22 protein-coding genes and 1 pseudogene are annotated in these 26,711 nt (G+C 63.4%); 6 read left to right on the forward strand and 17 right to left on the reverse strand.

Annotation, left to right across the window (positions count from 1 at the left end):
• The first annotated feature begins 11 nt into the window (after positions 1–11).
• The 4 genes from X735_RS164050 to fhuB all read left to right on the forward strand — a co-directional run bounded on the left by X735_RS164050 (position 12) and on the right by fhuB (position 6,106).
• A complete protein-coding gene (locus X735_RS164050) occupies positions 12–896 on the forward strand; it encodes an AraC family transcriptional regulator (RefSeq protein ID WP_023808772.1) in 885 nt (294 codons plus the stop codon).
• Between the two features lie 135 nt (positions 897–1,031).
• A complete protein-coding gene (locus X735_RS164045) occupies positions 1,032–3,209 on the forward strand; it encodes a TonB-dependent siderophore receptor (RefSeq protein ID WP_023808773.1) in 2,178 nt (725 codons plus the stop codon).
• Between the two features lie 22 nt (positions 3,210–3,231).
• Complete coding sequence (locus X735_RS164040; RefSeq protein WP_023808774.1) at positions 3,232–4,107, forward strand: ABC transporter substrate-binding protein; 876 nt, start codon at positions 3,232–3,234, stop codon at positions 4,105–4,107.
• Positions 4,100–6,106, forward strand: a complete 2,007-nt coding sequence (gene fhuB, locus X735_RS164035) for a Fe(3+)-hydroxamate ABC transporter permease FhuB (RefSeq protein WP_023808775.1) — start codon at positions 4,100–4,102, stop codon at positions 6,104–6,106. The genes X735_RS164040 and fhuB overlap by 8 nt, the downstream gene beginning before the upstream one ends.
• Before the next feature lie 36 nt (positions 6,107–6,142).
• Here fhuB and X735_RS164030 read toward each other — a convergent pair whose 3' ends face one another.
• From X735_RS164030 to X735_RS164020, 5 genes and pseudogenes are all read right to left on the reverse strand, one after another.
• The gene (locus tag X735_RS164030) at positions 6,143–6,940 is read right to left on the reverse strand and encodes an amino acid racemase (RefSeq protein WP_023808776.1); all 798 of its coding nucleotides are present in this window, start codon (positions 6,938–6,940) and stop codon (positions 6,143–6,145) included.
• Entirely contained in the window at positions 6,937–7,560 is a 624-nt protein-coding gene (locus X735_RS1000000169560) for a cation:dicarboxylase symporter family transporter (protein WP_245273047.1), read from the reverse strand. The genes X735_RS164030 and X735_RS1000000169560 overlap by 4 nt, the downstream gene beginning before the upstream one ends.
• Before the next feature lie 82 nt (positions 7,561–7,642).
• Positions 7,643–8,374: pseudogene (locus X735_RS1000000169565) on the reverse strand (cation:dicarboxylase symporter family transporter); the annotation flags it as partial.
• 1 nt (position 8,375) lies between these two features.
• A complete protein-coding gene (locus X735_RS164025) occupies positions 8,376–9,215 on the reverse strand; it encodes a transporter substrate-binding domain-containing protein (protein WP_031212267.1) in 840 nt (279 codons plus the stop codon).
• Between the two features lie 186 nt (positions 9,216–9,401).
• Positions 9,402–10,094 carry an SDR family NAD(P)-dependent oxidoreductase gene (locus tag X735_RS164020; protein ID WP_023808778.1) on the reverse strand — a complete coding sequence of 231 codons (693 nt, stop codon included), beginning with the start codon at positions 10,092–10,094 and terminating at the stop codon, positions 9,402–9,404.
• Positions 10,095–10,465: 371 nt separating this feature from the next.
• Here X735_RS164020 and X735_RS164015 point away from each other — a divergent pair, with 371 nt between their 5' ends.
• Positions 10,466–11,581: an anhydro-N-acetylmuramic acid kinase gene (locus X735_RS164015; protein WP_023808779.1), complete on the forward strand. Its 1,116-nt coding sequence runs from the start codon at positions 10,466–10,468 to the stop codon at positions 11,579–11,581.
• 58 nt (positions 11,582–11,639) lie between these two features.
• Here X735_RS164015 and X735_RS164010 read toward each other — a convergent pair whose 3' ends face one another.
• The 3 genes from X735_RS164010 to X735_RS164000 are packed head-to-tail and all read right to left on the reverse strand — an operon-like array spanning position 11,640 to position 15,273.
• Complete coding sequence (locus X735_RS164010) at positions 11,640–12,068, reverse strand: GNAT family N-acetyltransferase (protein ID WP_023808780.1); 429 nt, start codon at positions 12,066–12,068, stop codon at positions 11,640–11,642.
• Positions 12,065–13,456, reverse strand: coding sequence for a sigma-54 dependent transcriptional regulator (locus X735_RS164005; RefSeq protein ID WP_023808781.1), 1,392 nt, complete (start codon positions 13,454–13,456; stop codon positions 12,065–12,067). Before X735_RS164005 ends, X735_RS164010 begins: the two co-directional genes overlap by 4 nt.
• Positions 13,453–15,273 (reverse strand): sensor histidine kinase, encoded by a 1,821-nt coding sequence (locus tag X735_RS164000; RefSeq protein WP_031212271.1) that lies wholly within the window; start codon positions 15,271–15,273, stop codon positions 13,453–13,455. The genes X735_RS164005 and X735_RS164000 overlap by 4 nt, the downstream gene beginning before the upstream one ends.
• A 304-nt stretch (positions 15,274–15,577) precedes the next feature.
• Between X735_RS164000 and X735_RS163995 the strand changes: the two genes are divergently transcribed.
• Positions 15,578–16,906 carry a dicarboxylate/amino acid:cation symporter gene (locus X735_RS163995; RefSeq protein WP_023808783.1) on the forward strand — a complete coding sequence of 443 codons (1,329 nt, stop codon included), beginning with the start codon at positions 15,578–15,580 and terminating at the stop codon, positions 16,904–16,906.
• A gap of 52 nt (positions 16,907–16,958) precedes the next feature.
• Here the strand turns inward: X735_RS163995 and X735_RS163990 are convergent, their stop codons facing one another.
• From X735_RS163990 to X735_RS163950, 9 genes are all read right to left on the reverse strand, one after another.
• Positions 16,959–18,002, reverse strand: a complete 1,044-nt coding sequence (locus X735_RS163990) for an ROK family protein (RefSeq protein WP_023808784.1) — start codon at positions 18,000–18,002, stop codon at positions 16,959–16,961.
• Positions 17,999–18,721: a ribulose-phosphate 3-epimerase gene (locus X735_RS163985; RefSeq protein ID WP_023808785.1), complete on the reverse strand. Its 723-nt coding sequence runs from the start codon at positions 18,719–18,721 to the stop codon at positions 17,999–18,001. Before X735_RS163985 ends, X735_RS163990 begins: the two co-directional genes overlap by 4 nt.
• Complete coding sequence (locus tag X735_RS163980) at positions 18,718–19,551, reverse strand: alpha/beta hydrolase (protein ID WP_023808786.1); 834 nt, start codon at positions 19,549–19,551, stop codon at positions 18,718–18,720. The genes X735_RS163985 and X735_RS163980 overlap by 4 nt, the downstream gene beginning before the upstream one ends.
• Positions 19,551–20,369 (reverse strand): sugar phosphate isomerase/epimerase, encoded by an 819-nt coding sequence (locus X735_RS163975; protein ID WP_023808787.1) that lies wholly within the window; start codon positions 20,367–20,369, stop codon positions 19,551–19,553. The genes X735_RS163980 and X735_RS163975 overlap by 1 nt, the downstream gene beginning before the upstream one ends.
• A complete protein-coding gene (locus X735_RS163970; protein ID WP_023808788.1) occupies positions 20,369–21,445 on the reverse strand; it encodes a Gfo/Idh/MocA family oxidoreductase in 1,077 nt (358 codons plus the stop codon). Before X735_RS163970 ends, X735_RS163975 begins: the two co-directional genes overlap by 1 nt.
• 11 nt (positions 21,446–21,456) lie before the next feature.
• Positions 21,457–22,278 (reverse strand): sugar phosphate isomerase/epimerase, encoded by an 822-nt coding sequence (locus X735_RS163965; protein ID WP_023808789.1) that lies wholly within the window; start codon positions 22,276–22,278, stop codon positions 21,457–21,459.
• A gap of 63 nt (positions 22,279–22,341) precedes the next feature.
• Positions 22,342–23,184 (reverse strand): carbohydrate ABC transporter permease, encoded by an 843-nt coding sequence (locus X735_RS163960; RefSeq protein WP_023808790.1) that lies wholly within the window; start codon positions 23,182–23,184, stop codon positions 22,342–22,344.
• Between the two features lie 5 nt (positions 23,185–23,189).
• On the reverse strand, positions 23,190–24,086 hold the full coding sequence (locus X735_RS163955; protein WP_023808791.1) for a sugar ABC transporter permease: 897 nt from the start codon (positions 24,084–24,086) through the stop codon (positions 23,190–23,192).
• Between the two features lie 1,462 nt (positions 24,087–25,548).
• Complete coding sequence (locus tag X735_RS163950) at positions 25,549–26,694, reverse strand: ABC transporter ATP-binding protein (protein WP_023808792.1); 1,146 nt, start codon at positions 26,692–26,694, stop codon at positions 25,549–25,551.
• Positions 26,695–26,711: the final 17 nt, after the last annotated feature.

The following is a 26,711-nucleotide window of genomic DNA, read 5'->3' on the forward strand; positions in this document are numbered from 1 at the left end:
GATCACAGGACTTGACCTTCGTTGCGCGCATGGAAAGCCGGATTGAGGGCTTTTCAGTCATTGGCGACCTGAAATGGCATGTCTGGGACGGCGTGGTCGCCGACCTCTGGGATGTCTCATGCGGTGACAAGGCCGAAGGCTATTACGTCTCTCCCGACCCCCGGCTGTTCGTCGCGCTCGATGTGGATGGCGATGGCGCTTTCTTCGTCGAAGACGCCAAGGGCGAATTGCGCCGCCACGACCAGGCTTTTTCCATGGCCTACATACCGGCCGGCGTGCCGATCCGCGGCCGGGTCGAGGGGCTGCGGCGGATCCGGCATCTCGACCTGCATTTCGACGCCGCAGTGCTGACGCGCCGCTTCGGCCGCAGCCTTGACCACGAGGCCTTGCGGATGTCGCGCTTCCAGTTTCGCGACGACCGGATCGCCATGCTTGCCGGCCTGATCGCCGCCGAATGCGGCAGCGACCGGCCCCTGCATGATCTCTATGGCGAGGGTCTGCTCAATGCCTTGTTCGCAAGCCTGTTCCAGATCGACCGGCCTGATACCCTTAGGCGGCGGTCGCCGCTGTCGCGCCGCAAGCTGCGCCTCGTCACCGACTACATCGACGCGCATTGCCTGGAAAGGATCCGGCTTGCCGACCTCGCCGCGCTGACCGGCCTGTCCGAAACCGCTATGAGTCACGCCTTCAAGGCGGCGACGGGCGTGCCGCCGCATCGTTGGCAGATGCAGGCGCGGGTCGACAGGGCCAAGGCCATGATGGCGCGTGGCACCGCTTCACTTGGCGACATCGCCGAGGCAACGGGTTTTTTCGACCAGGCGCATCTGACGCGTGTGTTCAAGTCGATTGTCGGCGTGACACCCGGCGCCTGGATGAGGAGCACCAGTCGCCAGTGACATTTCCGCAACATCACACCGCGATGTCCCTCGTTTGGACAAGAATGGACAAACCGCCCAATTCCGTCCAATGACCAGCAGATAAGTTGAGATAAATGATCAAGTATCTCAATATCGACAGGCGGGGACTTCCTGATGAGCAGAACTTACCGGATGAAGGCGCTTCTGGCGGCCAGCGTCGCCGCAGCCGCGATGATCCCGCCAATGGCCGCGTTGGCGCAGTCGGTGCAAACCAGCACCCAGCTTGAACCGGTGGTGGTCGAGGGCGAGGCCGGCGATGGCGCGACCGGACCGGTTAAAGGCGTCGTCGCCAAAAAAAGCAGGACCGGCTCCAAGACGGCGACCGACATCAAGGATATCCCACAATCCGTGTCGGTGGTCGGACGTCAAGAGATCGACGACCAGGGCGCACAGAAAGTCGACGAGGCCTTGCGCTACACGGCCGGGGTGTTCGCACAGCCCTTCGGCCCGGACAGCGACACCAACTGGCTGTTCATCCGCGGTTTCCAAGCCACGGCTGATGGCACCTACATGGATGGGCTGCAACTGTTCAGCTACGCCTTTGGCGGCTTCTACGTCGACAGCTTCGGCCTCGAGCGAGTCGAAGTGCTGAAAGGGCCGGCCTCCGTACTCTATGGCGGCAGCAATCCCGGCGGCCTCGTCAACTATGTCAGCAAGCGACCGGATGGCAGGCAGCGCTATATCGAGACCGGCGTCAACGATGCCGGCAATGTCTATCTGGGCTTCGACATCGGCGACGTCGACGGCAATGGTGTTGTCAGCTACCGGGTAACGGGCAAAGTCGCCGGCGGCGACACCTACAGCGATTTGCAGAATGGCTGGCGCGGCTTCATTTCGCCCAGCATCACCTGGCAGCCCGACGAGCAGACCAAGCTGACGGTACTGGCCAACTACAGCCACATCGACGAGAACCACAATGGCGGCAGCTTCCTGCCTTACATCGGCACTGTAACGGATCGGATTATCGGCGGCGTGAATTACGGTCGAATCGACCCAGATGCCAATTTTACCGAGCCGAGTGTCGATCTCTACAAGGGCGAGCAAGGTTCGATCGGCTACGAGTTCGAGCACACTTTCGACAATCAATGGACGGTGCGTTCCAACATGCGCCTCAGTGCGGCCTCGATTAATGAAGTCAACGTCTACGCCAACGGGTGGGCGAGCGCGACGCAGCTCAATCGCATCAATTTCGGTCACGATACCGACGCCACGACATTCCTGTCGGACCTGCAGATCGAGGGCAAGGTGGAGACAGGCGCTGTGGAACACACGCTGCTGGCCGGCATCGACTACAAATATTACAACATCGACCAGGTGCAATCGTCGGCGCTCTTCGGCACAACCCCTCCCATTGATGCTTTCGACCCAATCTACGGCGCGCCACTGACGCCACGAGTCAGCTACCTCAATCAGGACTTGACCCAGAAGCAGCTCGGCTTCTACGCGCAGGACCAGTTGCGCTTCGGCGACGGCTGGCTGGTGACGCTGAACGGCCGTTACGACCGTGGCTGGCTCGACGCCGACAATCGGCCGACATATTACTCGGCGAGTTCCAGCACGCAGAACCAGACTGTCGGCGACTTCTCCGGTCGCGCGGGCCTCGCCTATGAGTTTGCCAATGGCGTAACCCCCTATGCCAGCATTGCCACCTTCTTCAACCCGCTCATCGGCACCGACGCCAACGGTAATCTGTTCAAGCCGGAAGAGGGCGTGCAGTACGAAGTCGGCGTCAAATATGTGCCGACCTTTGTCGATGGCCTGTTCACCCTGTCGCTTTTTGACCTGACCCGTCAGAATGTACCGTCGAACGTTACTTTCTTCACGCAGTTGCAAACCGGCGAAGTGCGCTCACGCGGTATAGAACTGGAAGGCAAGGTCAACGTCACCGAGGATTTCCGGCTCACCGGCGCTTTCACCGCCTATGACATCGATATCACCAAGGACGCCAACCCGGCGCTGATTGGCAAGACGCCGTTCATCGTGCCAGAGGTGATGGCCTCCGCCTCAGTCGACTATACTTTTCGTGGCGGCTGGTACGACGGCATCTCGATCGGCGGCGGCCTGCGCTACGTCGGCTCCTCATGGGCAGACAACGCAAACAACAACAAGGTTCCAGCTGTCACGCTGGCCGACTTGAAGCTTGGCTACGACAAGGAGACCTGGGGTGTCGATCTGAACATCACCAATCTGTTCGACAAAACCTATGTCTCGAGTTGTCAGACCACCACTGTCGAAGCCTGTTCTTATGGCGAAGGCCGCTCATTCAAGCTGAAGGCGCATACGACTTGGTAGCCATGTGCCGAATCCGCCAGTGATGATCCATCTGCCCAACAGACGGCAGGTGCTTGCGCTGGCGGCCGCGGCATTGCTGCCACCGGTCGCCGCCAGGGCGGCGGCGATGCGCGTTGCCGCGATCGACTGGGGCATGCTGGAGACGTTGCTGGCGCTCGGCATCGAGCCGGTGGCGGCGACCGAACTGATCCAGTTCCGCAAGATCGCGGTCGAGCCGGCGGTTCCTCAATCGGCAACCGATCTCGGGCTGCGCGGCGCGCCCAATTACGAGCTGCTGCGCATCGTCGCGCCTGATCTCATCGTGATCTCCAATTTCTACGAATACCAGCGCCCGATGCTCGAACGCATCGCGCCGGTGTTTGCGCAAACGGTCTACGAGGCCGGCGTGCCACCTTATGCGCTCGCCGAGGCGGCGACACTGGCCCTGGGCGAAAAGCTGGGACGGCAGACCGAGGCGAAGCGCTACGTCGATGAGACGGCGGTCGAGATCACGCAGCTTGGCGCCACCTTGCCCCCCTCCCCCGCGCGGGTCTTCGTCATCAGTCTCGGCGATAGCAGGCATTTTCGAGCCTTTGGCCGCGATTCCATATTCGGCGATGTGCTGACGCGTCTCGGCCTGGTCAATGCATGGACCGACGAGACGAGCTACAGCGCGGCGGCACCCGTCGGACTGGAGGCGCTAGCGCGCGTGCCCGAGGCGTCGATCCTGATCGTTTCGCCACTGCCGGCAGATGTCGGGCGTTCGCTTCCTACAAATGCCTTGTGGAACGCGCTACCCGCTGTCCGCCAGGGGCGTGTTGCTGTGCTGGATCCGGTCAACCATTTCGGTTGCCTGCCATCGGCACGCCGCTTCGCGCGTCTGGCGACGGCCGCCCTTGCCGGGCAGAGCCATGGCTGAGCGCACCATAAGCGATCGCACCGCGACGAGTGCCGCGCTGTCGCCAATCGCCCTGTGGAGCTTCCTGGCGGCGCTGGCCGCCCTCCTCTTCGCATGGCGCGTCGGCATGCAATGGCCGGCCGCACCGCCGGGCGACGGCATTGATCTCGACAGCGTCATCCTGGTCTACAGCACGCTGCCGCGCGCCGCCGTGGCGGTGCTGGCCGGCGCGGTGCTCGGCCTGTCCGGCCTGCTGTTGCAGCATGTGCTGCGCAACCCGCTGGCCGAACCGTCGACGCTCGGTATTTCGGCCGGCGCGCAACTGGCCATGACGATCGCCTCGCTTTACGCACCGCTGCTGATGGAGCGGTCGCAGGGCCTGGTCGCCTTCGCCGGTGGCATCGCCGCGGTGCTGCTGGTGCTGGCATTGACCTGGCGGCGCGGGCTGGAACCGGTCTCCATCGTGCTCGCCGGGATGATGGTGGCGCTGACCGCCAGTTCCGTCAGCGCAGCACTGATCCTCGCCAATGGCGAGTACCTGTTTTCGCTGTTCATCTGGGGCGGCGGATCGCTGGTCCAGCAGGACTGGGAGCCGACCATCGCGCTGACGATCAGGCTGGCGGCCGGTGTGGTTGCCGCATTGATGCTGCTGCGGCCGCTGACCATTCTTGGTCTCGACGATGCCTCGGCACGCGGCCTGGGCGTCGCCCGTCACTCAAGCCGCTTTCTCATCATCGCGCTTGCCGTGTGGATGGCGACGTCGGTCGCGGCAGAGGTTGGCGTCATCGGGTTCGTCGGTCTTGCAGCGCCGGCGCTGGCCACGCTTTCGGGCGCCCGCACACTGCGCCAAAAACTGATCGCCGCGCCGCTGATCGGCGCCGTGCTGCTGTGGCTGACGGACGGGCTGGTACAGCTGGCCGCCGGTTCCGGTGGCGAACGCATTCCGACCGGTGCCGGCACCGCCCTGCTCGGCGGTCCGCTGCTGCTGTGGCTGTTGCCGCGGCTGCGCCTTTTCGAGTGGCCGCATCTCGGTTCGAATGGTACCGCACCGCGCAAGGCCAGCCGGCCCTGGCTCATCATCCTGCTTCTGCTTGCGCTGGCGCTTGTCGCTGCCATCGTGGCGCTTGTCGTCGGGCGTGGCCCGGACGGCTGGTCTATTGCTGGGGGAGACCTGTTAACCGATCTCGCCGCGTGGCGTGCGCCGCGGATCGGCGTGGCGGCCGCCGCCGGCGCCATGCTCGCGGCCGCCGGCGTCGTCATCCAGCGGGTCACCGGCAACCCACTGGCAAGCCCCGAAGTGCTGGGAGTCGGCACCGGCGCCGGTGCCGGCCTGACAGCCGTGCTGATGGTCAGCGCCACGGCCAGTCTCGGCTGGCAGCTCGCCGGCTCAGCCCTGGGCTCACTGGCGGCCTTGATTGCCATGCTGGCCCTTGCCGCACAAGCAAAGTTCGGTGCCGAGCGGCTGCTGCTTGCCGGTATCGCCATGAGCGCGCTGTGCAGCGCTGCGATCACCGCAACGATCGCGATGGGCCACGCGCAGTCCTACATTCTGTTGCGCTGGCTGAGCGGCTCGACCGGCCAGGCGTCGGCGCTCGATGCAGGGCTAGCACTCGCCTGTCTGTTGCCGCTGACGTTGCCGCTGTTCCTTGCCGCCCGCTGGCTGGATATCCTGCCGCTCGGGTCCGACAGCGCACGCGGGCTGGGCGTGCCGGTTGCCGGCGGACGGCTGATGCTGATCATCGTTGCCGCGCTGCTGACTGCGCTGGCCGCCATGGTCGTCGGGCCATTGAGCTTCGTCGGCCTGATCGCGCCACACCTTGCCCGTCTGGTGGGCTTTTCCCACGCCCGCGTCCATCTCGCCGGAGCGATGCTTCTGGGCGCCCTGCTGATGATCGTCTCGGACTGGCTGTCGCGCATGGCGGCCTTTCCCTACGAACTGCCCGCCGGCCTGTTCGCTTCGCTGCTTGGCGGGCCGTACCTCGTCTACCTGCTTGCCAAGGGCGTGCCGCGCCAAGGCTGACGGGTTCCGAAATGCTATGAGGTTCTATCCATAGGGCTAGACCAGTGCGGCCAAGCTGGCGCGCATCGATCGGTCATGTTCCGGCAGCCGCGATACGGTCGGCAGGCCGCGGGCTTCCTGGGCACCGAAGCCCAATCGTGTCAGACAGGCTCGCGCCAAGGCCGCATTGCTGTCGATGACGACCAATCCATTGATATCGTTGAGGCTGGCGGCCACCACCGACAGTTCGGTGCAGCCGAGCAGGGCTGCATCGGCGCCGGCCGCTTGCGCGATGTCGAGCGCGCGCTCGGTTTCAACCGCCGCATCCGCGATCGAACCCGCCTTGACGAGGCTGATCGCGCTGTCGACGCAGGCCTGAAACTCGGTGTTCGCGGGAAGGCAGAGCTCAAATCCCGCTGCCGACATCCTGTCCTGGTAGAAGCCGGAGACCAGCGTGCCTTGGGTGGCGAGAACAGCAACCCGGCCCTGATCCAGGCTGCGACGCGTCTCCGTCACCACAGCATCTCCGATATGGATGATTTCCGCGCGCGAATTCGCCGCCAGTTGGCCGTACCAATGGTGGGCGGTGTTGCACGGCATCGCGATGCGGGCGACGCCGAGCGCATTGAGCGTCGCGACCGCGGCTTTCAAAGGCGCCAGCGGCCCGTCATGGCCGGCAAGGATCGCTTCGGTCCTGTCGGGCAGCTGCGGGACACTGAGGATCACGGCAGGCACATGTTCGTTGTCTCTGAGCGCCTGGGTCATCCGGGTCAGCTTGAAGTAGAAATCAGCCGAAGCAAGCGGCCCAAGACCGCCGATAATGCCGAGCTGGGGACGGATGCTGTCGTCGATCATCTGGCAGGCTCGGCTTCGAGCTGTTCCGAGACGGTTTCAGGCTGTGCCGCCTCCCTGTGGCTGGGAGCGATCATTGCCGTGCTCGCCGCGACGGTGCAGACGCTGGCCAGCGTAATGAACGTGTCGACGGCTGCATCCACCGCGACGAACAGGACGAACGCCGCCTCGAAGGGAAGCTTCAGGTAGCCGCAGACGATGGACATCTGCGACAGGATGAGCAGGCTGCCCATGCCGCCGGTGGTGAGCGCGAGAAGCGCTGAGATGATACCGACGAGCACGAGGTCCGGGACTGCAAGCTGGTGGCCGTAGAGCTGAGCGATGAACAGCGCACCCGAGGTATAGAGCAGTGCCGGGCCTGTCCGCAGCAGTGCCGCCTGTAACGGCACGAGCAGTTCGACGACCACCAGGCTGAACCGCAGGCGCTCGCCCAACAGGTTGATGACCCATGGGAGCGAGGCGACCGAGGAGCGTGTGGTGATGGCCACCATGAGAAGCGGCTGGCAGGTCTTGATCGTCGTCCAGTAGCTGCGTCGCGACCGGATCGCGATAATGGCAAATGCCCCGGCAACGAATGTAAGGCAGGAAAGACCCATCACCAGCAGGTAACCGCCCATCAGCATGAGCGGCTTGGTTCCGGNCGGCAACGAATGTAAGGCAGGAAAGACCCATCACCAGCAGGTAACCGCCCATCAGCATGAGCGGCTTGGTTCCGGTCGACGCTGTCTGGTCCGCGATCAGGATGAAGGTTGCAAAGGGCAACCCCCAGATGAACCAGTTGGTGAGCACCGTGCAGGCCCGGTAGACCGCGTTGAGCGCCTGGGTCAGGCTCATGGACGAGGGCTGGGGAATCTTCCCCATCGCGAGCCCGAAAAGCAGGCAGAACAGCAGGACCTGAATGGTCTGGCCCGAGGCCAGGGCATTGAAGACGTTGTTCGGCACCAGGTCGAGCAGGATCGAGTGCCCGCCATTGGGATCCCCATTGGAGGCTGGCGGCTGGAACGGGAAGGCGAGATCGGTGGATACGCTGCCTTGCGAATTGATGAACTCGCCAAGCTCGATGCGCGACTGGGGATTCTCGATCTGGCCCGGCTGCAGGATCAGCGACAAGGTGCCACTCACCAGCACGCTCAGGAACGACACGACCAGCACGGCCATACCCACCTTGCCGAGGTAGCGGACCGATTTCGGGTCCTGGACCATCGCCGTGATGGAGAAGATGACCGACGAGACCAAATAGGGCAGGACGACCATCTTGAGGAAATTCAGGTAGAGCTGTGCGACAGGGCTGATCGCATGGGCAAAATCTGGATAGTAGAGGCCGCACAGGATCCCTGCAGCAATCATCGCGATCGTCGTCACGGGTGATCGCAGTATGCGCCTGGCCATCAGGCGCCAATCGAAAGGCAGGGGTCCGGCTAACTCGGAGATTGCCATGTCAGGCTTTGCTCCCCTGGCGATAGCGGGCGATGATCTCGTCCGTGCTGAGAACCTGCTGACCCCGCGCGAGATCGAGATACAGATCGACAAAGGCTGCGAGATGCGGATTGTCCGGCCGCACGCCGACTGCGATCGTATCGACCTTGTCGGTCAGCGTGATGGAGCGCGCTACGACCGTCATCGACGGATCGTCGACCATCAGCTTCTTGATCTCGAAATCATCGCGATAGGCCATGTCGATCGTCCCGTTTCGGATCGCATCGATGATCAGATCCCAGCTTGCCAAGCGGTGGATTTGCGCATGCGGGAAAGTCGTGGCCGCATAAGTGGCGAATGAAGAGCCCTCGATCACGCCAAGATCGCCTGAGAAATCACGGACGATCCCTTCGGGCGGCTTGCCTTGCGCGATACGCGCCAGGTTGAGGCGGTTGGCGATCAGCCCTTGCCGCAGCATGGCGTAGGGGCGCGAATAGATGATCGACCGGCCGCGCTGAAGCGTCCGGCTGAGCTTGCCAATCGCCAGGTCGGCCTGTCCGGAACTGACCTGTTTCACAATATCGTCGAACGTTGCGGCGGATCGGTCGAACACCGGCTCGACGCCAAGCGCCGCGGCGATGCCGTGGGCCAGTTCCATGTCTATACCATCGTCCCCCGATCCGTCGGCCGGGAAGAACGGATTGGAAGCGAAGGCCGGCATTGCGATGCGCAATGCATCGCCGCTCGCGATAGGTTGAGGGGCGCTCTCCGCCTGCTGTCCCAGAGTGCTGGCTGCCCGGGCTTGTGAAATCAGCAACCCGCCGCTCCCGGCCGCAAGCAGTGTACGACGTGTAACCGACATGCGCGTTCTCAATTAACCCGGGAAAGCTGCAACATGCACAACCGGCGTTAAACAAACGTATATATTACCCTATGTCTTTTTATGTATTGGATAAGCAGCTTAGCGCCACAAAATATCAGCATTGCCTAATATGCAAGGAACGGCGGAAGGATCGCATTACTTCCCGCCCGCCGGTCAGCTGGATTGTCAAAACGTCTCGACCCAGGGCCGCAACTCAAGCTCCGAGCTCCAGGCGCTGCGATGCTGGCGATGGGTTGTGAGATAGGCCTCGGCGATGGCATCCGGCGACAGGCGGCGGTCCGGCCGGTCGGGATCGGCTGCCTGTCCGGGCGGCTCGATCTGGCCGTCGATGATGAAGTGGGCGACATGGATGTTCTTCGGGGCGAGTTCGCGGGCCATGGACTGCGCCAGGCCGCGCAGGCCGAATTTCGGCATGGCAAAGCCGCCCGAGCCGGGAAAGCCCTTCACACTGGCGGTGGCGCCGGTGAACAGGATCGAACCGGATCCCCGGACAAGCAGCCGGCGCGCCGCCTGCTGGCCGACCAGGAAGCCGCCATAGGCGCCGACCAGCAATGCCTGTTTGACCGCTTCCGCATCGAGCTCGGCGATCGGGCCGCGTGTGCGTGCGCTGGCGTTGAACACCACGAGCGCCAGCGGGCCGGCCTTGTCGGCGGTGTCGAACAGCCTGGCGACGGACGCAGCGTCGGCGACATCCGTCTCAACGGCCAGCGCACCGGTCTCATCGACCAGAGCGCCCAGCTTCTCGACGTTGCGGGCGGCCAGAACCACGCGAAAGCCTTCCCGGGTGAGAAGGCGCGCAAGCGAGGCGCTCACACCAGCGCCCGCGCCTGCAATGACGGCCACATCGGATGATGTCATGATTTTCTCTCCCTTGCGGATTTCGGCGGAAGCGTTTGCCAGATCGAGCAAGGTCGCGCCTTCGCGCATGATAGGCAAGAGGTGGCATTGCCGCTGTGTTGAGCCCAAACGACCGCAGAACCGGCGTTGCGCAGTCCAGTGTCGCCCGTGGCGCTACGAGGATAGGTCCGCCTCGGCACCGCGACCCCCGCCTCGACAGGGGCAAGGCTTGGACCTTGCTCACCAACCGGATCCATCCGACACGTCATTTCGACAGTGGAATCGTTTTGCTTCGTCAAGCGGTCGGCGGCCTCATTAATGGGGACTGGAGCATGGCCCCGAAAAGTGGGAAACCGTTTTCGGAAAAGATCATGTTCGATAAGGAAACGATTATGGAACCAATCTGGGCCGTCGGCCTGATGACCGGCACGGTGCTGGACGGCAACATCGACGTCGCGCTGATCAAGACCGATGGCGAGCAGATCGAGGATTTCGGCACCTATCGGCTGATGCCCTATCCCCCATCTATCCGCTCCCTGCTGGAAGAGACGCTGACGGAGGCGCGGGCGTGGAACTTTGTCGGGCCGGAGCCGGCGATCTTCCGCACCGCGGAGGAAGCCCTGACGCGTGCCCAGTCGGCAGCCGTCAAGGAATTGGTCGAAGGCTATGGCATGACGATGGCCGATATCGGCGTCGTCGGTTTTCACGGCCAGACCGTTCTGCATCGCGCGCCGCAGGTTGGACGGCTGGGCCAGACAAGGCAGCTCGGCGATGGCGAGCTGATGCATGCCATCTTGGGCACCAAGGTCGCATACGATTTCCGCTCGGCCGACATACGCGCCGGCGGGCAAGGCGCGCCGCTGGCCGCGGTCTATCACACCGCGCTGATGCGCAGCGCCGGCGCCAATGGCGAGGTCGCCGTACTCAATCTCGGCGGCGTCGCCAACATCACCTGGTGGGATGGCGCCGACAATGTCGTCGCCTTCGACACCGGACCCGCCAACGCGCCGCTGAACGATTTCATCAAGTCGAAGGGGCTCGGCGAGATGGACCGCGACGGCGCGCTTGGCCGTGCAGGTAAGGTGGACGAGGCCCGGCTGGCCAAGCTGTTGCAGCACCCTTATCTGAGCAAAGCCTACCCGAAATCGCTGGACCGTTTCGACTTCGGTGCCGCGATGGCGGACGGCCTGGATGCCGAGGATGGTGCCGCCTTGCTCACCGCCTTCACCGCCGGCGCCGTCGGCAAGGCACTCGACCTCTTACCAAGCCGGCCTAAAAAGCTGGTGGTCAGCGGCGGTGGTCGCCATAACCCGACCATGATGGCAATGCTGGCCAGCCGCGCCGGCGTCGAGGTGGTGCTGGCGGAAAGCCTCGGTTGGAGCGGCGATGCGGTCGAGGCGGAGTGTTTTGCCTTCCTCGCGGTTCGCGTGTTGCGCGGCTTGCCGATCAGTTTCCCGAGCACCACCGGCGCGCCGCAGCCGATGCGTGGCGGAAAACTCGCCGGCTAGACTCTTGCTTTGACGCAATTCCGGACGCAAAACCGCTTCACACTTTTCCTGGAATTGCTCAACCGCCAACCAGTTCCTTCTGCAGGAAGATGCGGCTGCGGCCGACAGGGAAATCGGCCAGCGAGCCGAAGGGCCGATAGCCCTGGCGCTGATAGACCTTGGCGGCGTTCGGATTGAAGGTATCGATCCAGGCATTGTTGCAGCCGCGCGCCACCGCTTCCTGTTCGGCCGCGTCCAGCATTGTGCCGGCCATGTGCTGGCCGCGCAGCCGCTCATCGACCCAGAGCCATTGCACATAGAGCCAGCCCCAGGCCGTGTAACCGGAAATGCCGGCGACGACCGCGCCATCCTCGTCGCGCACAAACACCACAAGCGCCTTCCTTTCGGATGCGCCGACATCGCCGTCGTTGAACGCCGTCAACCTTTCGCCGAGAAAGGCGAGTTCTTCCGGCGAGGGATTTGCCGTCGTTTCAATGGTCGTATTCATCGCTTTTCCGAGATGGGTTGCGTATCGGTATCGCCGCCATTGCGAAATTCGGATGCGGCAATGCCGTGGCGCTTGAGCTTGTCGTAAAAGGTCTTGCGCGGCACGCCGAGGGCGTCGATGGCGCCGCGCACGTCGCCGCCATGGTCGCGCAGCGCGTCACGGATGAGCTGCGCTTCGTATTGGCCGACCCGTTCGGGCAATGCTGCCGCAGGCTCCGGCGCGTGCGCGGAGACCGTCCTCACCTCATCGTCCGGACCGAGACCGAGCGCGACGCGATCGGCGAAATGGGCGAGCTCGCGGACATTGCCCGGCCAGTCATGCGACTGGAGATGATCGCTGACGGCTGCATTCATCTTGGCGACCGGCCGGCCGAACCGTTCCGCCGCCTTGCCGAGAAAATGCCCGAACAGCATCGGGACGTCGCCGCGCCGTTCGCGCAGCGGCGGGATGCGCAGCGTCACCACGTTGAGGCGAAAATACAGATCCTCGCGAAAATCGCCGCGCTGGTCCGGCCGGCCGAGATCGACCTTGGTCGCCGCAACGACCCTCAGATCGATGCGCCTGATATCGTTCGAGCCAAGCGGGGTGAGGCTGCGCGTTTCGAGCACCCGCAGCAGCTTGACCTGGAGCGCCGGGGGCATGGATTCGATCTCGTCGAGAAACAGCGTACCGCCGCTGGAATGCTCGATGCTGCCGATCCGCCGCCGCTGCGCGCCGGTGAACGCGCCCGCCTCATGGCCAAACAACTCGCTCTCGATGACCGTCTCCGGTAGGGCGCCGCAGTTCAGTGCCACGAAGGGTTTTGAGCGCCGCCGCCCCCACCTGTGCAGCAGGTCAGCCACCACTTCCTTGCCGGTTCCCGTTTCTCCCTCGACCAGCACGTCGACATCCATGTCGGCGATCTGGCGCAAGGTCTCGCGCAGCCGCTTGATGGCAGGAGCCTCGCCGATCAGCGGCAGGCCGTCAGTGGCGAGCGCCGCGGCTTCGCGCAGCCGCCGGTTCTCCATCACCAGTCGTCGCTTCTCCGATGCCCGTTTCAGCGCCTCGACAAGGCGGTCGCCGGCAAAGGGTTTCGGGATGAAATCGTAGACACCATCCTTGAGCGCGGCCACTGCGAGATCGACGTCGCCATGGCCGGTGACCAGGATCACGGGTATGTCCGGGTCGATCGCCTTGATGCGATCGAACAGCTGCAGCCCGTTCATGCCCGGCATGCGGATGTCGCTGACCACCACGCCTTCAAAGGTCCTGTCGACAACGGCAAGCGCTGCCTCGGCGGCGTCGCGCGCGACCACAGTGAAGCCGGCAAGCTCGAGCAATTGCGTTGTGGCGTGAAGGAGGTCCGCATCGTCGTCGACGAGCGCCACCAACCCTGATCCCTCAATCATTCAATTCGCCTCAAGTCGACGGTAAAAGATGCGCCGGTGCCATTGCTGGGATCGAGCCGCAGCGTGCCGCCCAATTCCTGGGCAATCTCCTGCGAGATCACCAGCCCGAGACCAAGCCCCTTCTCCTTGGTGGTCTGGAACGGCATAAACAGATTGCCGGCTGCTTCCGGGCCGAGACCTGGGCCATTGTCGCGCACCGAAATCAGCACCCTGTCGTCGTGCTCGGCGAGTTGGATCTCGATGCGGGGATCAGACTGGTCCTTCATCGCGTCGAGCGCATTCTGCAAAAGGTTGACGAGTATCTGCTCCAGCCGGATGCGGCTGGCCAGGACCACCGGCGAGGCATTGCCGCGCGGCTTGACGATGGTCACGCCGGAATCACGGATGCGGCCCGACAGCAGCGACAGCGCGCCATCAATTGCCTCGCGCACCGGCAGCGGCGAAGCGGCAACCCCGGGTCGACGGGCGAAAGTGCGCAAGGTGCCGGTGATCGCGCCGATGCGCTCGGTCATCGAGACGATCGACGTCAGATTGCCGCTGGCCGGTTCGGTTTTGCCGGTTTCGAGAAAGCGGCCCGCATTCTCGGCATAGGTGCGGATAGCGGCGACCGGCTGGTTGATCTCGTGCGCCACGCCGGCGGCGATTTGGCCGAGGATGGAAAGCCGGTTGGCCTGGGCGAGGTCGTCGCGCAGCCGGCGCACCTTGGCTTCGGCATTCTCGCGCTCGGCGATTTCACCGGCAAGTGCGGTGTTGGAGCGGGTCAGCTCGGCCGTTCGCGTGCTGACTCGGCTCTCCAGCTCGGCATTCATACGCGCCAGCGCCTCCTGCCTCAGCCTGCGCGTTCGCCGGCGCCGGGTCAGCACGTAGGCAAGCAAGCCCATCAGCAGAAGCCCAAGCAGCGTGGTCAGGCGCGCCGTGTTGGCGGCCGATGAAAGAGCAGCGTCGGCGGGAGTGAGCAGCCAGAGACGCCAGCCAGGAACAGCACCAGGCAAATCCTGCACCACCTCGACGAACTGGCGCGGTTTTCCCGCGTTGTCGATCGTCGCCAGGCCGTCACCCGCGCCGCGCCGGATCGGCAGCGGCTCGAAGCCTGCATCGGCCAACTGGAGCTGCTCGTGGGCTGCGGCGGTGTCCTCGGCCGACAGTGGTGCCAGCGCACGGAACCGCCAGTCGGGCTGGCTGGTAGCCAGCACCACGCCGCGTTCATCAGTGATGAACACAAGGAAACCGCTGGAACGCCAATTGGCTTCGACGCCGTCGAGTTCGACCTTCAGCACCGCAACGCCAAGCGGCTTGCCGCCATCGTCGACGCGGCTGGCAAGGTACAGCCCCGGTCTGCCGCTGATTGTGCCGAGGCCATATTGGCTGGCAGCACCCTTGCTCATCGCTTCCTGGAAATAGTGCCGAAAATTGTAATCGATGCCGACAAAGCTCGCCGGTTCGTCGGCATTGCTGGCTGATATGGCGATGCCTGCCGTATCGATGATGTAGATGGCGGATGCCGAGGCATCGCCGGCAATCGACTTGAGCTTGTCGTTGAGGGCCTTTTCTTTCATTTTTCCGGCCCGGCGCAGAGCGCCGCGCACCGCATCGTCTCTGGCCAACACCAGTGGAACCAGGCGCTGCTTTTCGATTTCGCCGGTCAGGGTTCCCGCCGCCAGCGGCAGTGCGGCGAGTGCCGTCTCGCGCAGATTATCGGCGGCCTGGCCGGAGGCGATGCGCCCGGCAATGGCGATCGCGCCGGCCAGAAAGGCAAGAGCGACGACCACGGCAACCCAGCGGCCATCGCGCAGCCGCGCCACCGCCTCGCGCAGCAATTCACGGCCGGCAAATCCAGGGAATCCGCTATCGGTGCCTGCTTGCGGCGTCTGCCCTCTCCCCTTTGCTCGCGGCTTTCGGCCAGTGTAATGCGAAAACCCGCCCAGGCAAACAAAGCCTGTGCGGAAATCCGCACAGGCTTTGCCCGCATGACGTCAGACAAAGGCGGAAATCCCGTGGTTCCGGCCTTTCCGCGAACTGGCACAACGCTTGCAAAACTCCCTGGCAGCGGCGTGCGACCGGAGCGCCGCGATGGGAGAAGTCACGCAGGGCGCTCCGCCCCATCCGGCCAGGGAGAGTTCGATGCACATCGCAGACCAATCAGGCGCGCTTGCCGCGCAGCGCAAGCCTTTCTATGCCCAACTCTACGTGCAAGTGCTCGTCGCGATCACCGTCGGCATCCTGCTCGGCCATTTCTATCCGTCGGTCGGCGAGAGCATGAAGCCGCTCGGCGACGCCTTCATCAAGCTGGTCAAGATGATCATCGCCCCGGTCATTTTCCTGACCGTGACGACGGGCATTGCCGGCATGAGCGACCTGCAGAAGGTCGGACGTGTCGCCGGCAAGGCGATGCTCTATTTTCTCACCTTTTCGACGCTGGCTCTGATCATCGGCCTTGTCGTCGCCAATGTCGTGCAGCCGGGCGCCGGCTTCAACATCGACCCGGCGACGCTCGACGCCTCGACCATCAGCACTTACGCCGCCAAGGCGCACGACCAGTCGGTCACCGGCTTCCTGATGAACATCATCCCGTCGACCATCGTCGGCGCCTTCGCCGATGGCGACATCCTGCAGGTGCTGTTCTTCTCGGTGCTGTTCGGCATCGCGCTGGCGTTGGTCGGCGACAAGGGCACGCCCGTGCTCAATTTCCTGCAGGCGCTGACGACACCGATCTTCAAGCTGGTCAGCGTGCTGATGAAGGCCGCCCCCATCGGTGCCTTCGGCGCCATGGCCTTCACCATCGGCAAATACGGCATCGGCGCGGTCATCAACCTCGCCATGCTGGTCGGCACCTTCTACGTGACGTCGTTCCTGTTCGTGTTCGTCGTGCTTGGCGCGGTCTGCCGCTACAACGGGTTCTCCATCCTGTCGCTGATCCGCTACATCAAGGAAGAGCTGCTTTTGGTGCTGGGCACCTCCTCGTCGGAGGCCGCCCTGCCCTCGCTGATGGAAAAGATGGAGAAGGCCGGCGCCAAGCGCTCGGTCGTCGGCCTGGTCATCCCAACCGGCTATTCCTTCAACCTTGATGGCACCAACATCTACATGACCTTGGCGGCGCTGTTCATCGCACAGGCGACCAACATCCACCTGTCGATGGGTGACCAGATCCTGCTGCTGCTGGTGGCCATGCTTTCCTCCAAGGGTGCCGCCGGCATCACCGGGGCCGGCTTCATCACCCTTGCGGCGACGCTTTCGGTGGTTCCGGCGGTGCCGGTCGCTGGCATGGCGCTGATCCTCGGCGTCGACCGCTTCATGTCTGAATGCCGGGCGTTGACCAACTTCGTCGGCAATGCTGTCGCCACGCTGGTGGTGGCGCGCTGGGAAGGCGAACTCGACGAGGCCAAGCTGGCGAGGGCGCTGGCGGGCACGGCCGACGATAGCCTGCCGGCGGACGTTGTTCCCGCCGAGTAATGACGCGCGGTCAATGCGTAAAAGGCCGGAGGCGTGCTGCCTCTGGCCTTTGTCATGCAGGTCGCAACGTCAGACCGTGCCGGTCTTGCTCAGCGGTGTCCGGAAACGTGCTTGGGCCAACAGGCATGCGGGCTGCCAAAGTGCCGCCGTCGTCGAACAGCACAAGGCTGGCGGCGCCGACGAGCCCGGCATGGCGGCCGAGCTGGGCCTGAACGACCGGCACGTCGCGATAGGCGCGCATGGCCCGTTGCCTGATGGTCGCCTCGATGGTCGGCAGCATCAGGTCGAGCCCATTGGCGATGCCGCCGCCAACGACCAGCACATCGGGCGAATAGAGATGCAGGAGATTGGTGAAGCCAACACCCAGCCAGCGCGCTTCCTCCTCCAGCAAGGCCGAGGCAAGAGCGTCCTGCAGCCGTGCCGCCTCGACGACATGGCGGCCGGTTACCTCCGCGTCCGCTGACAAGCGTCGCAAGGTAGAGCCGTCTCCGGCTGCCGTGGCGGCGCTGGCGCGGCGGCCAAGTGCCGTTCCCGAGGCGATGGCCTCGAAGCAGCCAACGACACCGCATACGCAGCGCTCGCCTTCATTGGTGATGGTCATGTGACCGATCTCGGCGGCAAGGCCACGGCGGCCATGCAGGATGCGGCCGTCGACGACGACACCACCGCCAATGCCGGTGGAAACCGTGACGAAGACCAGCGAGCCCGCACCATGGCCGGCACCGAAACGCCATTCGCCGAGCGCCGCGGCATTGGCGTCGTTCTCCAGCCGCACCGGCAGGCCGANCCGCCGCTCGAGGATGTCGGCAAGCGGCACGTCCAGCCAGCCGGCGAGTGTCGGCGGGCCGACGGCGATGCCGGCCAGCGGATCGAGCGGTCCCGGCGCACCGACGCCGACGCCGACGATCGAGAGTGCCGGCGCCTCGGCGTGGACTGTCGCCGCCAACGCCTCGATCTGGCCGATCACCACATCGGGACCGGCCTGCGCCTGCGTCGGCACCGCCGCGAATGCCAGGATCTTGCCGTCGCGGTCGACCAGGGCGACACGAAGCTCCGTCCCGCCAAGATCGATCGCAAGGGCGGCTTCTGATGTCATGCCGCGACCTTCAAGCCGTGCAGCCAGCCGATGCGGCCGGCGAGGTCCTTGTCACCGAAGGCGAGCGAACCGAGAACCACGGTTTCAGCCCCGGCGGCACGCAGCGACGGCACGGTCTCGTGGCGGATGCCGCCATCGGCCGCCAGAACCACCTGTGCCTCACGGCCGGCCTTTCTCAGGATGGCGCGGGCAGCGCCCAGCCTGTCGCAGGCCTTGTCCGACAGGCTCTGTCCCTTGACGCCGATTGCGGTTCCAAGAAGCGTCACGAAGGCGACTTCCGGGGCAAAGGCCGTCACCGCTTCCACAGGCGTCTCCAGCCTGAGTACGACGCCGGCCTCGGCGCCGAGCTCCCGCGCCAGCCGCACGGCGCGCAATCCGGCCTCGCCATTCTCGGCATGGACGCTGATCATGTCGGCGCCGGCCTCGATGAACTGGCGCGTCTGCGCCTCGACGATTGCTTCATCGACCATCAGATGGACGTGGATGGGTTTCGCCGTCAGCCCGGCGATGCGGGCGACAAGATCGGGAAAGAACAGGAAGGACGGGGCGAAGTGGCCGTCCGCCACATCGATATGATGAAGATCGACATAGGGCTCGATGCGCTTCAAGTCGTTTTCGAAATTGGCGAGGTTGGCCGACCACAGCGAGAATTCGGCGATCATCCGGTCGCGCGGCAATGCGGCGATGGCGGCCGGGCCTGAGAGAGGTTTCGAGATCATGACTGGTCCTGGTTGTTGAAACGATCTTTGAGGAAGCTGCCGATGGCGGCGCGGATCTCGGCGAAATGGCGCTCCTTGTCGGTGGCCTTCGGCGTCACCTCGGCAAAGGTCGCATTGGGGATGGCGTCGGCGAGGCTGCGGGCGGCGGCCAGCGGATGGACGAGATCGATGCCGCTGCCGATGACGAGCGTAGGGAACGCAAGGCTAGCGGCCGCTGCCCGCGTCACGCCAGGTCCATCCTCTGCGATCGGCTGCATCACCTCGGCGAAGACGGGTGCGTTTTCGCGCGCGAAGAAGCCGAGCAGGGAAGCAAGATTGTCCGGCGCTTCGGTGCGAAAGCGGGCGGCCGTCGCGGACGCCGCGAAGATATCTCGCGCCTCCGATAAAGGACGGCTGAGGATGAGCTCCGCCACTTCCACGTAAGGGCGCATGTTTTGCGGTGCCGCGTCGAAAGCCCAGGCAGGGCGAACAAGCACCAAACCCAGGACGCGGTCCGGGTGGCGGGCGGCAAGCTGCAAGGCAATGGCCGCACCCATCGAAATGCCGCCGGCGACGAAACGGTCGAGGCCGGCCGCATCTGCGGCGGCCAGCACATCATCGGCGAACATCGCGATCGAAAACGGGCGCTTGCTACCGGCGCCGGAACCGCCCTGCGCGCGGCATTCGACGGTCAGCCGGCGGTATGACGGGCTGTCGGGATAGTTCTGCGCGACCTGCGCTGCGTCACCGCCGAGGCCATGCTGGAAGACGACGGGAAGTCTGCCCTGCCCCGTGTCGAAGACACGAAGCGCTGCATCGTCGCGGAGCAGGATCGTCGGGGCGGCGCCCATCAGAGGAGCCTTCGTAGAAAGGCGGCGACATCGGGGGCTTCGTCGGCGGACAGCCCGTGGGTGACGAGCGATCCCTCGAAGCCGACTGCCTTCAGCCGCGCGCCGAAATCCGGGAAATCGACGATGCCTTGCCCTGATGGGGCAAAGCGGCCGTCACTATAGCGGTCCTTGGCGTGCGCCATGGCGATGTGGCCGGCGGCCTCGTCGATCGCGGCGGCAACGATGGCGCGCGCCTCGCCGGGCGTGGCGTGTTCGAACAGGTTTGCCGGATCGAGCACGATCTTCAGATGCTTCGATCCCATCTCGGCGATCAGCCGGGTCGCATCCCTGGCCGAGGTGACGATGTTGGCCTGCTCAGGCTCGATGCCGAGATCGACATTGGCACCTTCGGCCAACGCCAGCGCCTTCGCCATCTCGGCGGCCATGTCGGACCAGGCGGCCGGATCGGCATTGTCGGGATGATAGGCCCACTGATCGGCGGCGTTGCGCGAGCCGGTGCAGAGCGTGAGCAGCGGGATGTCGAGGGCAGCAGCAGCCTCGATGACGACGGCGAGACGCCGAAGGCCATCGTCGCGCACGGCTTTGTCGGGATGCGCCATGTTGTAGGTGCCCGAAAGTGCTGCAAGTGAGACACCGCTCGATTGCGCTGCGGTGCGGATGGAGGCGATGGCGTCCGCCGGCACAGCATCCGGCATCGACGGCAGGCCGGCACAGGCCAGATTGAGCTGCGTCGTCTCGTATCCCGACTGCTTCACCGCAGCCAGCACGGCGGCCGGGTCGGTGCCGGCAAAGGTCTTGGCGAAAATGCCGAGACGCATCACACCGCCCCCGAAACCGAGGCGAGTTCGACTCGCTCGCCTGATACCACCGAACGCGCGATGGCGACCATGGCGCGGATCGAGCCGATGCCGTCCTCGACATTGGCGCCGCGCATCGGCGCGCCGTTCAGCACCGTGTCGGCAAGACCTTCCAGCTGGCGGCGGAAGAAATGGCCATCGGCGCCGAGCGGCCGGCGCGATGTCGCGTCCTTCTCATGAAAAATGTCGACCTCGCTGGCGCGGAAATACCAAGGGTTGAATGTCCTGGCGATAACGGAGCCGTTCTCGCCATAGAGCTGAAAACCTTCGTGCCAGTCCATGCGCACGGCAACCGTCAGGTCGAGATGGCCGAGCGCGCCGCTGGCGAACTCGGTCTCGACGAACCAGCAATAGGCGCCGAAACGCTCGTTGAGGCGCGCGCGGACCGCAAGGATTTCGCCACACAGGAAACGCGCCGTGTCGACGAGATGCGAGCCATGCGCCAGCATGAAATATTGCCTGAGATCAGCCTTGGGATTTCCCGCTGGCTTCCTGGCTAGCCTGCTGGTGACGGGCAGCGGCTGCACGGCATCGGTGTTGGTGTAGCGATGGGTGGAATCGCAGTACCAGGCCTTCAGCGCCAGCACTTCGCCGATCTCGTCTCGAACGAAGTCGCGCGCCGCCTCCAGTGCCGGATCGAAGCGCTTCATGTGCCCGACCTGCAGGATCTTGCCCGAGCGCCTGACCGCTTCGGCCAGCGCCTCGCCTTCCTCAACCGAGGTGCCGATCGGCTTTTCACAGAGAACATGCTTGCCGGCGTTGAGCGCCCTGATCGACATCGGCACGTGATAGGCGTCCGATGTGGCGACGATCACCGCTTCCAGCTCAGGATCGGCGAGCATTGCCTCATAGTCGGAATACATCTTCTGCGGCTCGTAGGTCGCGCCCATGCGCGCAAGCAGATCGGGTGCCGCGTCGCAGATGGCGTAGAGGTCGGCATTGCCGGCCTTGGCGCAGGATTCCAGATGCGCGAACTGCGCGATGGGGCCGCAGCCGAGCACGCCGACCCTGAGGCGTCTGTCCTGTTTCTTGATCATCGTCTCGTTCTTCAGGCGCCGTAGGAGCGCATCGTCTGGCGGTTGGTCTTGACCGCGCCGGCGGGATCGGCGGCGGCCGTTTCGGATTCTTCCTCCAGCACCAGCCAGCCATTGAAGCGCGGTGCGGTGCCGGCGATCTCGATGACCGCAGGCGTGTCGCAGACGCCCTTGCCAAGCATGGCCCAGGTACCGTTGGCATCGACGTCCTTGAGGTGGATGTAGCGGATGCGGTCGCGGTGGGTGCGCAGCGTGTCGGCCATGTCCTTGTGGCCGCGCAGGATATGGCCGGTATCCGGCACCCAACCGACCAGATCGGGATCGAGCAAGGCAAAGATCGTGTCGTAGTCGGCCCGGTCGAACAGCAGCGTGTTGTGGTGCGAGCTTGGATGCACCGCGACCTGGACGCCGGTCTTGCGGCCAAGCTCGCCAGCCTCGTTGTAGACCTCTGCGGCGATGGCGAATTTGTCGTCGCGCGGACCGTCGGAGACCACCGTCGCAGAGCCCATCGACACGAGCGCGCCAGGGAAGGCGGCGGCGAAGTCGATCCAGCGTTTGGCGGTCTCGAGATCGGCGCCGATCTCCTCCTTCAGCGTAAAACCACTGTTCGAGCCAAAGGCGAAGGAAACCAGCGTCAGCCCCGACGCCTTCAGCGCGGCGGCGAACTCCTCCGGCTTGTCGCCATAATGTCCGATCATGGTGTCGGTGATCTCGATGCCGGCATAGCCACCGTCAGAGATCGCCTTCAGCAGATCGTCGGGGCCGCCGGTGAACCGGTCTCCCAGCATTTCCCAGGTGAAGGTCTGGCAGCCGACTTTGAGGTCTTTCACGTTCATCCTTTCATTCCTTGGTATCGCCTATTGCTTGATGCCACCCTGCGTCGCCGTCGGATGGACGTCCTACTTGACCGAGCCCGCGGTCATGCCGGCGAGGAAGTACCTCTGGGCAACGAGGTAGATGAGCAAGAGCGGTAGCGAGCCGAGCACACTCATTGCCATCATCTGGTTCCATTCGAAGGCGTGCTGCCCCATCAACAGCTGGATGCCGATCGGGACGGTGCGCATGGACGTTGACTTCGTCAGTGTCAGCGCAAAGAGAAATTCGTTCCAGCACAACAGGAAGGTGTAGACTGACGTCGCCACGATGCCAGGCAGTGAAATCGGGACTATCACCCGCCAAAGCGCTGTCCAACTGGTGCCGCCATCGACGGCTACAGCTTCATCGAGATCGCGGGGCAAGGTGTTCAGATACCCCGTCATTAGCAGGATCGCGTAGGGCAGCGTAAACACCAGATAAGTCAGGATCAGTGCGACATAGGTGTCGAAGATGCCGTATGAGACGACGAGCCCGAAGAAGGGGATCAAAAGTGTGATCGGCGGAATCGTCTGCGTGCTGATGATGATTGTGTTGAGGCTGCCCTTGCCGCGGAAGTTGAAGCGGCTGAACCCGTAGGCCGCCAGCAGGGCGATCAGCACCGTCAGCACAGTCACCGCTCCCGCCACGAAATAGCTGTTGAAGAAGAAGCGCAGCTTTACCGGGTCGCCAAGGATGGCTGCATACGCTTCCAGCGTAAACGCCTTTGGCAGGATGGTTGGTGGCAGGGCAAAGATTTCGGTATTCGATTTGAACGAGCTGCTCAGCATCCAGTAGATCGGAAATGCCGCGAAAAAGAGCCCCGCTGCAAGCGCTACATGGAGCGCGACGGTGATCAGCCTGTCTTTCGGCGTATGCCTTTTCCTCATGATGACTACCGAGCCTTTTGATAGCGAATATAGAACAGCGTCAGGCCGAGAGAGATCAACAAGATGACCACAGCGCTCGCCGAAGCCTGCGACAGGTTGTAGCTCGAAAACGCCAGCTTGTACGTGTAGGTGCTGAGGACCTCGGTCGAGTAGATCGGGCCACCGCCCGTCGTTATCCAGATTAATGGGAAGACCTGCATGGTCCAGATGAAGTCAAGCAGCGAGATGCTGATGATGATCGGCATCAGCTGCGGAATGGTGATGAAGATCAGCTTCTGGTAGGCTTTCGCCCCGTCGATATCGGCGGCCTCGTAGAAATCCTTGGGAATGCCCTGCAAACCCGCGAGCAGGCTGACCATGAAGAGCGGATAGCCCGCCCAGATATTGGCGAAGGTGACGGCGTGCAGCGCGGTCTCAGGCGAGGAAAACCATTCGACCTTGGAACCGATGATGCCGATTTGCATGAGTATGCTGTTCACGACACCGTTCGGCTCAAGCAGCAGGCGCCAGATCACGGCGATAATCACCGCGGTGAACAGCCAGGGCAATATGTAGAGCACGCGCAGAATATTGCGCAGCGTCGGATTGATGCGGTCGCTGTTCAGCATGAGCGCGAAGGCCATGCCAATGGTCATGTGGAAAATGACACTCATGCATGTGAAGTAGAGCGTGTGCCACAGCGAAGCCCAGAACACGGGGTCGTCGAAGATCGCCTGGTAGTGTTTCAGTCCGGCAAAGGATGGGTCACGACGCAGCACCGCGCTGTTCTGGAACGAGTAGCCAATCACCGTCACCATCGGCAGCAGCATCAGAAGCCCGATTATGAGCAGCGAGGGCGACAGATAGAGGTAGGGTGCGACCGCTCGTTTAAGCTTATGGTGGGAGCGCTTTTGCCGGGTCATGTGCCAACCTTGGGATACGCCTTCAAGAGAAGGTAAGCTTCAAAAACAGGTCCACTCAAATTGCCGATCCGTTGTTGCCGGGTGGCCTGCCCGAAGTCAGGCCACCCGGTCAAAGATAGCAAACGGGAACAGGCCGATCAGAATTTCGCCATCCAGCCCTTCTGAGCGGCGGCTGCGGCTTGTTCCGGAGATTGCTCGCCGGCGAGCATCTTTTGAGCTTGCACGTCGAACTGGGTCATCAGGTCTTCTGCCACCGGCAGGCCCGTGAACTCATTGGCGAGATAACCGGTCTTGAAGATTTCAAAAGCCTTGCCGAAAGCCTTGTCCGAGGTCACGAAATCGGGCTGGGCGTTGACGTTGCCCGGGAAGGCGTTTGCAAGCGATACGAGCTTGGCGTTCACCTTTTCACTCATCACATATTGGACGAGTTTCCAGGCCTCTTCCTGATGTTTCGAGGCAGCAGAGATGCCGATGCCCCAGGAGGCATAGGGAAGGCCGCGCTTGCCGGTATAGTTTTCCACGACCGGGACCGGGATGAGGTCGAAGTTCAGCTTGGGATTGCGCTTACGGATGAGGTTCACATGCGCGAGCGAGTCGATCATCATCCCGACGCGGTTGTTGACGAACTCCTCGACCTTTTCCTGCTCGGTCTTGGTGGCGATGCCGGGCGAGATGGTTCCGGCGTCGTTGAGAGATTTGACGAAGGTGAGCATATCCACCACCGGTTTGCCCTCAAGGTCCGGCTTGCCGTCCGCCATCATCGACTGACCCGAAGCCCAAACCCACGACATCATGTCGTTCTGGACGCCGGATGGCGTTTGCAGCGAGAGGGGCAGCACCCAGCCATACTGGTTCTTGTCGGCGATCGTCATCTTCTTGGCGGCTTCGAGAAACTCCGCACGGGTCGACGGCAGCTTGGTCACGCCTGCCTGGGCGGCGAGGTCCAAATTCACGAAGACCGGATAGACGAAAGAAGCCACGGGAAACATCACCGCCTTGCCGTCCACCTTGACGATGTCCGCGACCTGGCTCTTGTCGAAACCGCTCGCATCCATCATCGGATTCATGTCGGCGAGTGCGCTCTGCGCATTCAGATTGTTCACCCAGGCACCGTCGAGACCGACGACGTCGCTGAGCGTTCCGGTTGCAGCACCAACCGAGATCTGGTCGCGCGTGGTCNTTCCCTACACGACGCTCTTCCGATCTATGATTGCCCTGAGCGATCCCGCCGGCAATTCGGGCTCCCACCATTGGGTGAATTCCAGCGTCGTATCCGCCATGGCGCCGGTTGCGCCAAGCAACCATGCGGCTGCGGCTATTTTCAGCATCGCGGGTTTTATACGAAACGTCATCTTCTCCTCCTTCTTTATATTCGACCGCACAATGCGGCCGATCGTCTGGTTATTCACAAGTCTTCTTATGCAGGTGCCTCACCCTCACCCGCGGGTCTTATCGCTGATATTCAGATTGCCAGATGCGTCTCGGGATCGAAGAAATGGAGCTTGGTATCATCCAGGGCCAACCTGATTTCCGAGCCGGAGCGGACTGTGCTGACCGGTTCGAATTTCGCCACCGCATTCGACGCCAGGCCGAAATCCTGCACCGCGTCGGGGTCGCCGGAGTCCACCCGGACCGCGTCGATGTCGAGATGGACGATTTGTTCGGATCCAAGTTCTTCGATCGAGGTCACCTTTGCCGGTATCGTCTGATACTTGCGGCCGGATTCGAGGCTGCTGTCATAGAGATCCTCCGGTCGTATCCCGAACACGACCTTGCGCCCCGCATACGACCTCAAGTCCGGCCTGCGGACGAAGGCTGCATCCTGCAGCCGGATGGCTAAGGCGCCGGACATCAGTTCGTCGCCCGTCAGGGTCGCCTCGAAAAGGTTCATTGAAGGAGACCCGATGAAGCCGGCAACGAAGGCGTTCACCGGCGATTCATAGAGCCTCTTGGGTGTGTCGACCTGCTGCAGCACGCCGCCTTTCAACACCGCGACCCGGTCGCCCATCGTCATGGCTTCGGTTTGGTCGTGGGTCACATATATGGTCGTTACGCCGAGCTGCTTTTGCAAACTGGTGATTTCGGCGCGCATTTGAACGCGCAGTTTCGCGTCCAGATTGGAAAGGGGTTCGTCCATGAGAAAGGCTGCCGGCTCGCGCACCATGGCGCGGCCCATGGCAACCCTTTGACGCTGTCCGCCTGAAAGGTTCGCGGGCTTGCTGTCCAGCAGAGACGTCAGTTGAAGGGTTTTGGCGATCTCGTCCACGCGCTTTTTGCGCTCGGCCTTCGGCTTGCCCGCCAGCCGCATCGAAAAGCCGATGTTTTCGAACACCGTCATATGCGGGTAGAGGGCGTAGCTCTGGAAGACCATCGCGATGTCGCGGTCCTTGGGCGGCATGTCGACAACGTCGACTCCGCCGATCCGAAGGCTGCCGCTGGTGACGTCCTCCAATCCCGCGATCATCCGCAGCGCGGTGGATTTGCCACAGCCGGACGGCCCGACGAGAATCAAAAACTCGCCGTCCTTGACCGACAGGTTCAATTGGTCGATTGCGTGAAAATTGTTCCCGTATGTCTTGCAGATATTCTCAAGAACGACTTCTGCCATATTCCTCCCTCCACAAG

The sequence above is a fragment of the Mesorhizobium sp. L2C084A000 genome, assembly GCF_000502875.1.
In the GTDB taxonomy this organism is placed as follows: domain Bacteria; phylum Pseudomonadota; class Alphaproteobacteria; order Rhizobiales; family Rhizobiaceae; genus Mesorhizobium.

Excerpts from the sequence above, each read along its gene's own strand:
- X735_RS164045 (WP_023808773.1), top strand. The coding sequence starts at position 1,032 with ATGAGCAGAACTTACCGGATGAAGGCGCTTCTGGCGGCCAGCGTCGCC.
- X735_RS164040 (WP_023808774.1), top strand. The coding sequence starts at position 3,232 with ATGATCCATCTGCCCAACAGACGGCAGGTGCTTGCGCTGGCGGCCGCG.
- fhuB (WP_023808775.1), top strand. The coding sequence starts at position 4,100 with ATGGCTGAGCGCACCATAAGCGATCGCACCGCGACGAGTGCCGCGCTG.
- X735_RS164030 (WP_023808776.1), bottom strand. The coding sequence starts at position 6,940 with ATGATCGACGACAGCATCCGTCCCCAGCTCGGCATTATCGGCGGTCTT.
- X735_RS1000000169560 (WP_245273047.1), bottom strand. The coding sequence starts at position 7,560 with ATGCTGATGGGCGGTTACCTGCTGGTGATGGGTCTTTCCTGCCTTACA.
- X735_RS164025 (WP_031212267.1), bottom strand. The coding sequence starts at position 9,215 with ATGTCGGTTACACGTCGTACACTGCTTGCGGCCGGGAGCGGCGGGTTG.
- X735_RS164020 (WP_023808778.1), bottom strand. The coding sequence starts at position 10,094 with ATGACATCATCCGATGTGGCCGTCATTGCAGGCGCGGGCGCTGGTGTG.
- X735_RS164015 (WP_023808779.1), top strand. The coding sequence starts at position 10,466 with ATGGAACCAATCTGGGCCGTCGGCCTGATGACCGGCACGGTGCTGGAC.
- X735_RS164010 (WP_023808780.1), bottom strand. The coding sequence starts at position 12,068 with ATGAATACGACCATTGAAACGACGGCAAATCCCTCGCCGGAAGAACTC.
- X735_RS164005 (WP_023808781.1), bottom strand. The coding sequence starts at position 13,456 with ATGATTGAGGGATCAGGGTTGGTGGCGCTCGTCGACGACGATGCGGAC.
- X735_RS163995 (WP_023808783.1), top strand. The coding sequence starts at position 15,578 with ATGCACATCGCAGACCAATCAGGCGCGCTTGCCGCGCAGCGCAAGCCT.
- X735_RS163985 (WP_023808785.1), bottom strand. The coding sequence starts at position 18,721 with ATGATCTCGAAACCTCTCTCAGGCCCGGCCGCCATCGCCGCATTGCCG.
- X735_RS163980 (WP_023808786.1), bottom strand. The coding sequence starts at position 19,551 with ATGGGCGCCGCCCCGACGATCCTGCTCCGCGACGATGCAGCGCTTCGT.
- X735_RS163975 (WP_023808787.1), bottom strand. The coding sequence starts at position 20,369 with ATGCGTCTCGGCATTTTCGCCAAGACCTTTGCCGGCACCGACCCGGCC.
- X735_RS163970 (WP_023808788.1), bottom strand. The coding sequence starts at position 21,445 with ATGATCAAGAAACAGGACAGACGCCTCAGGGTCGGCGTGCTCGGCTGC.
- X735_RS163965 (WP_023808789.1), bottom strand. The coding sequence starts at position 22,278 with ATGAACGTGAAAGACCTCAAAGTCGGCTGCCAGACCTTCACCTGGGAA.
- X735_RS163960 (WP_023808790.1), bottom strand. The coding sequence starts at position 23,184 with ATGAGGAAAAGGCATACGCCGAAAGACAGGCTGATCACCGTCGCGCTC.
- X735_RS163955 (WP_023808791.1), bottom strand. The coding sequence starts at position 24,086 with ATGACCCGGCAAAAGCGCTCCCACCATAAGCTTAAACGAGCGGTCGCA.
- X735_RS163950 (WP_023808792.1), bottom strand. The coding sequence starts at position 26,694 with ATGGCAGAAGTCGTTCTTGAGAATATCTGCAAGACATACGGGAACAAT.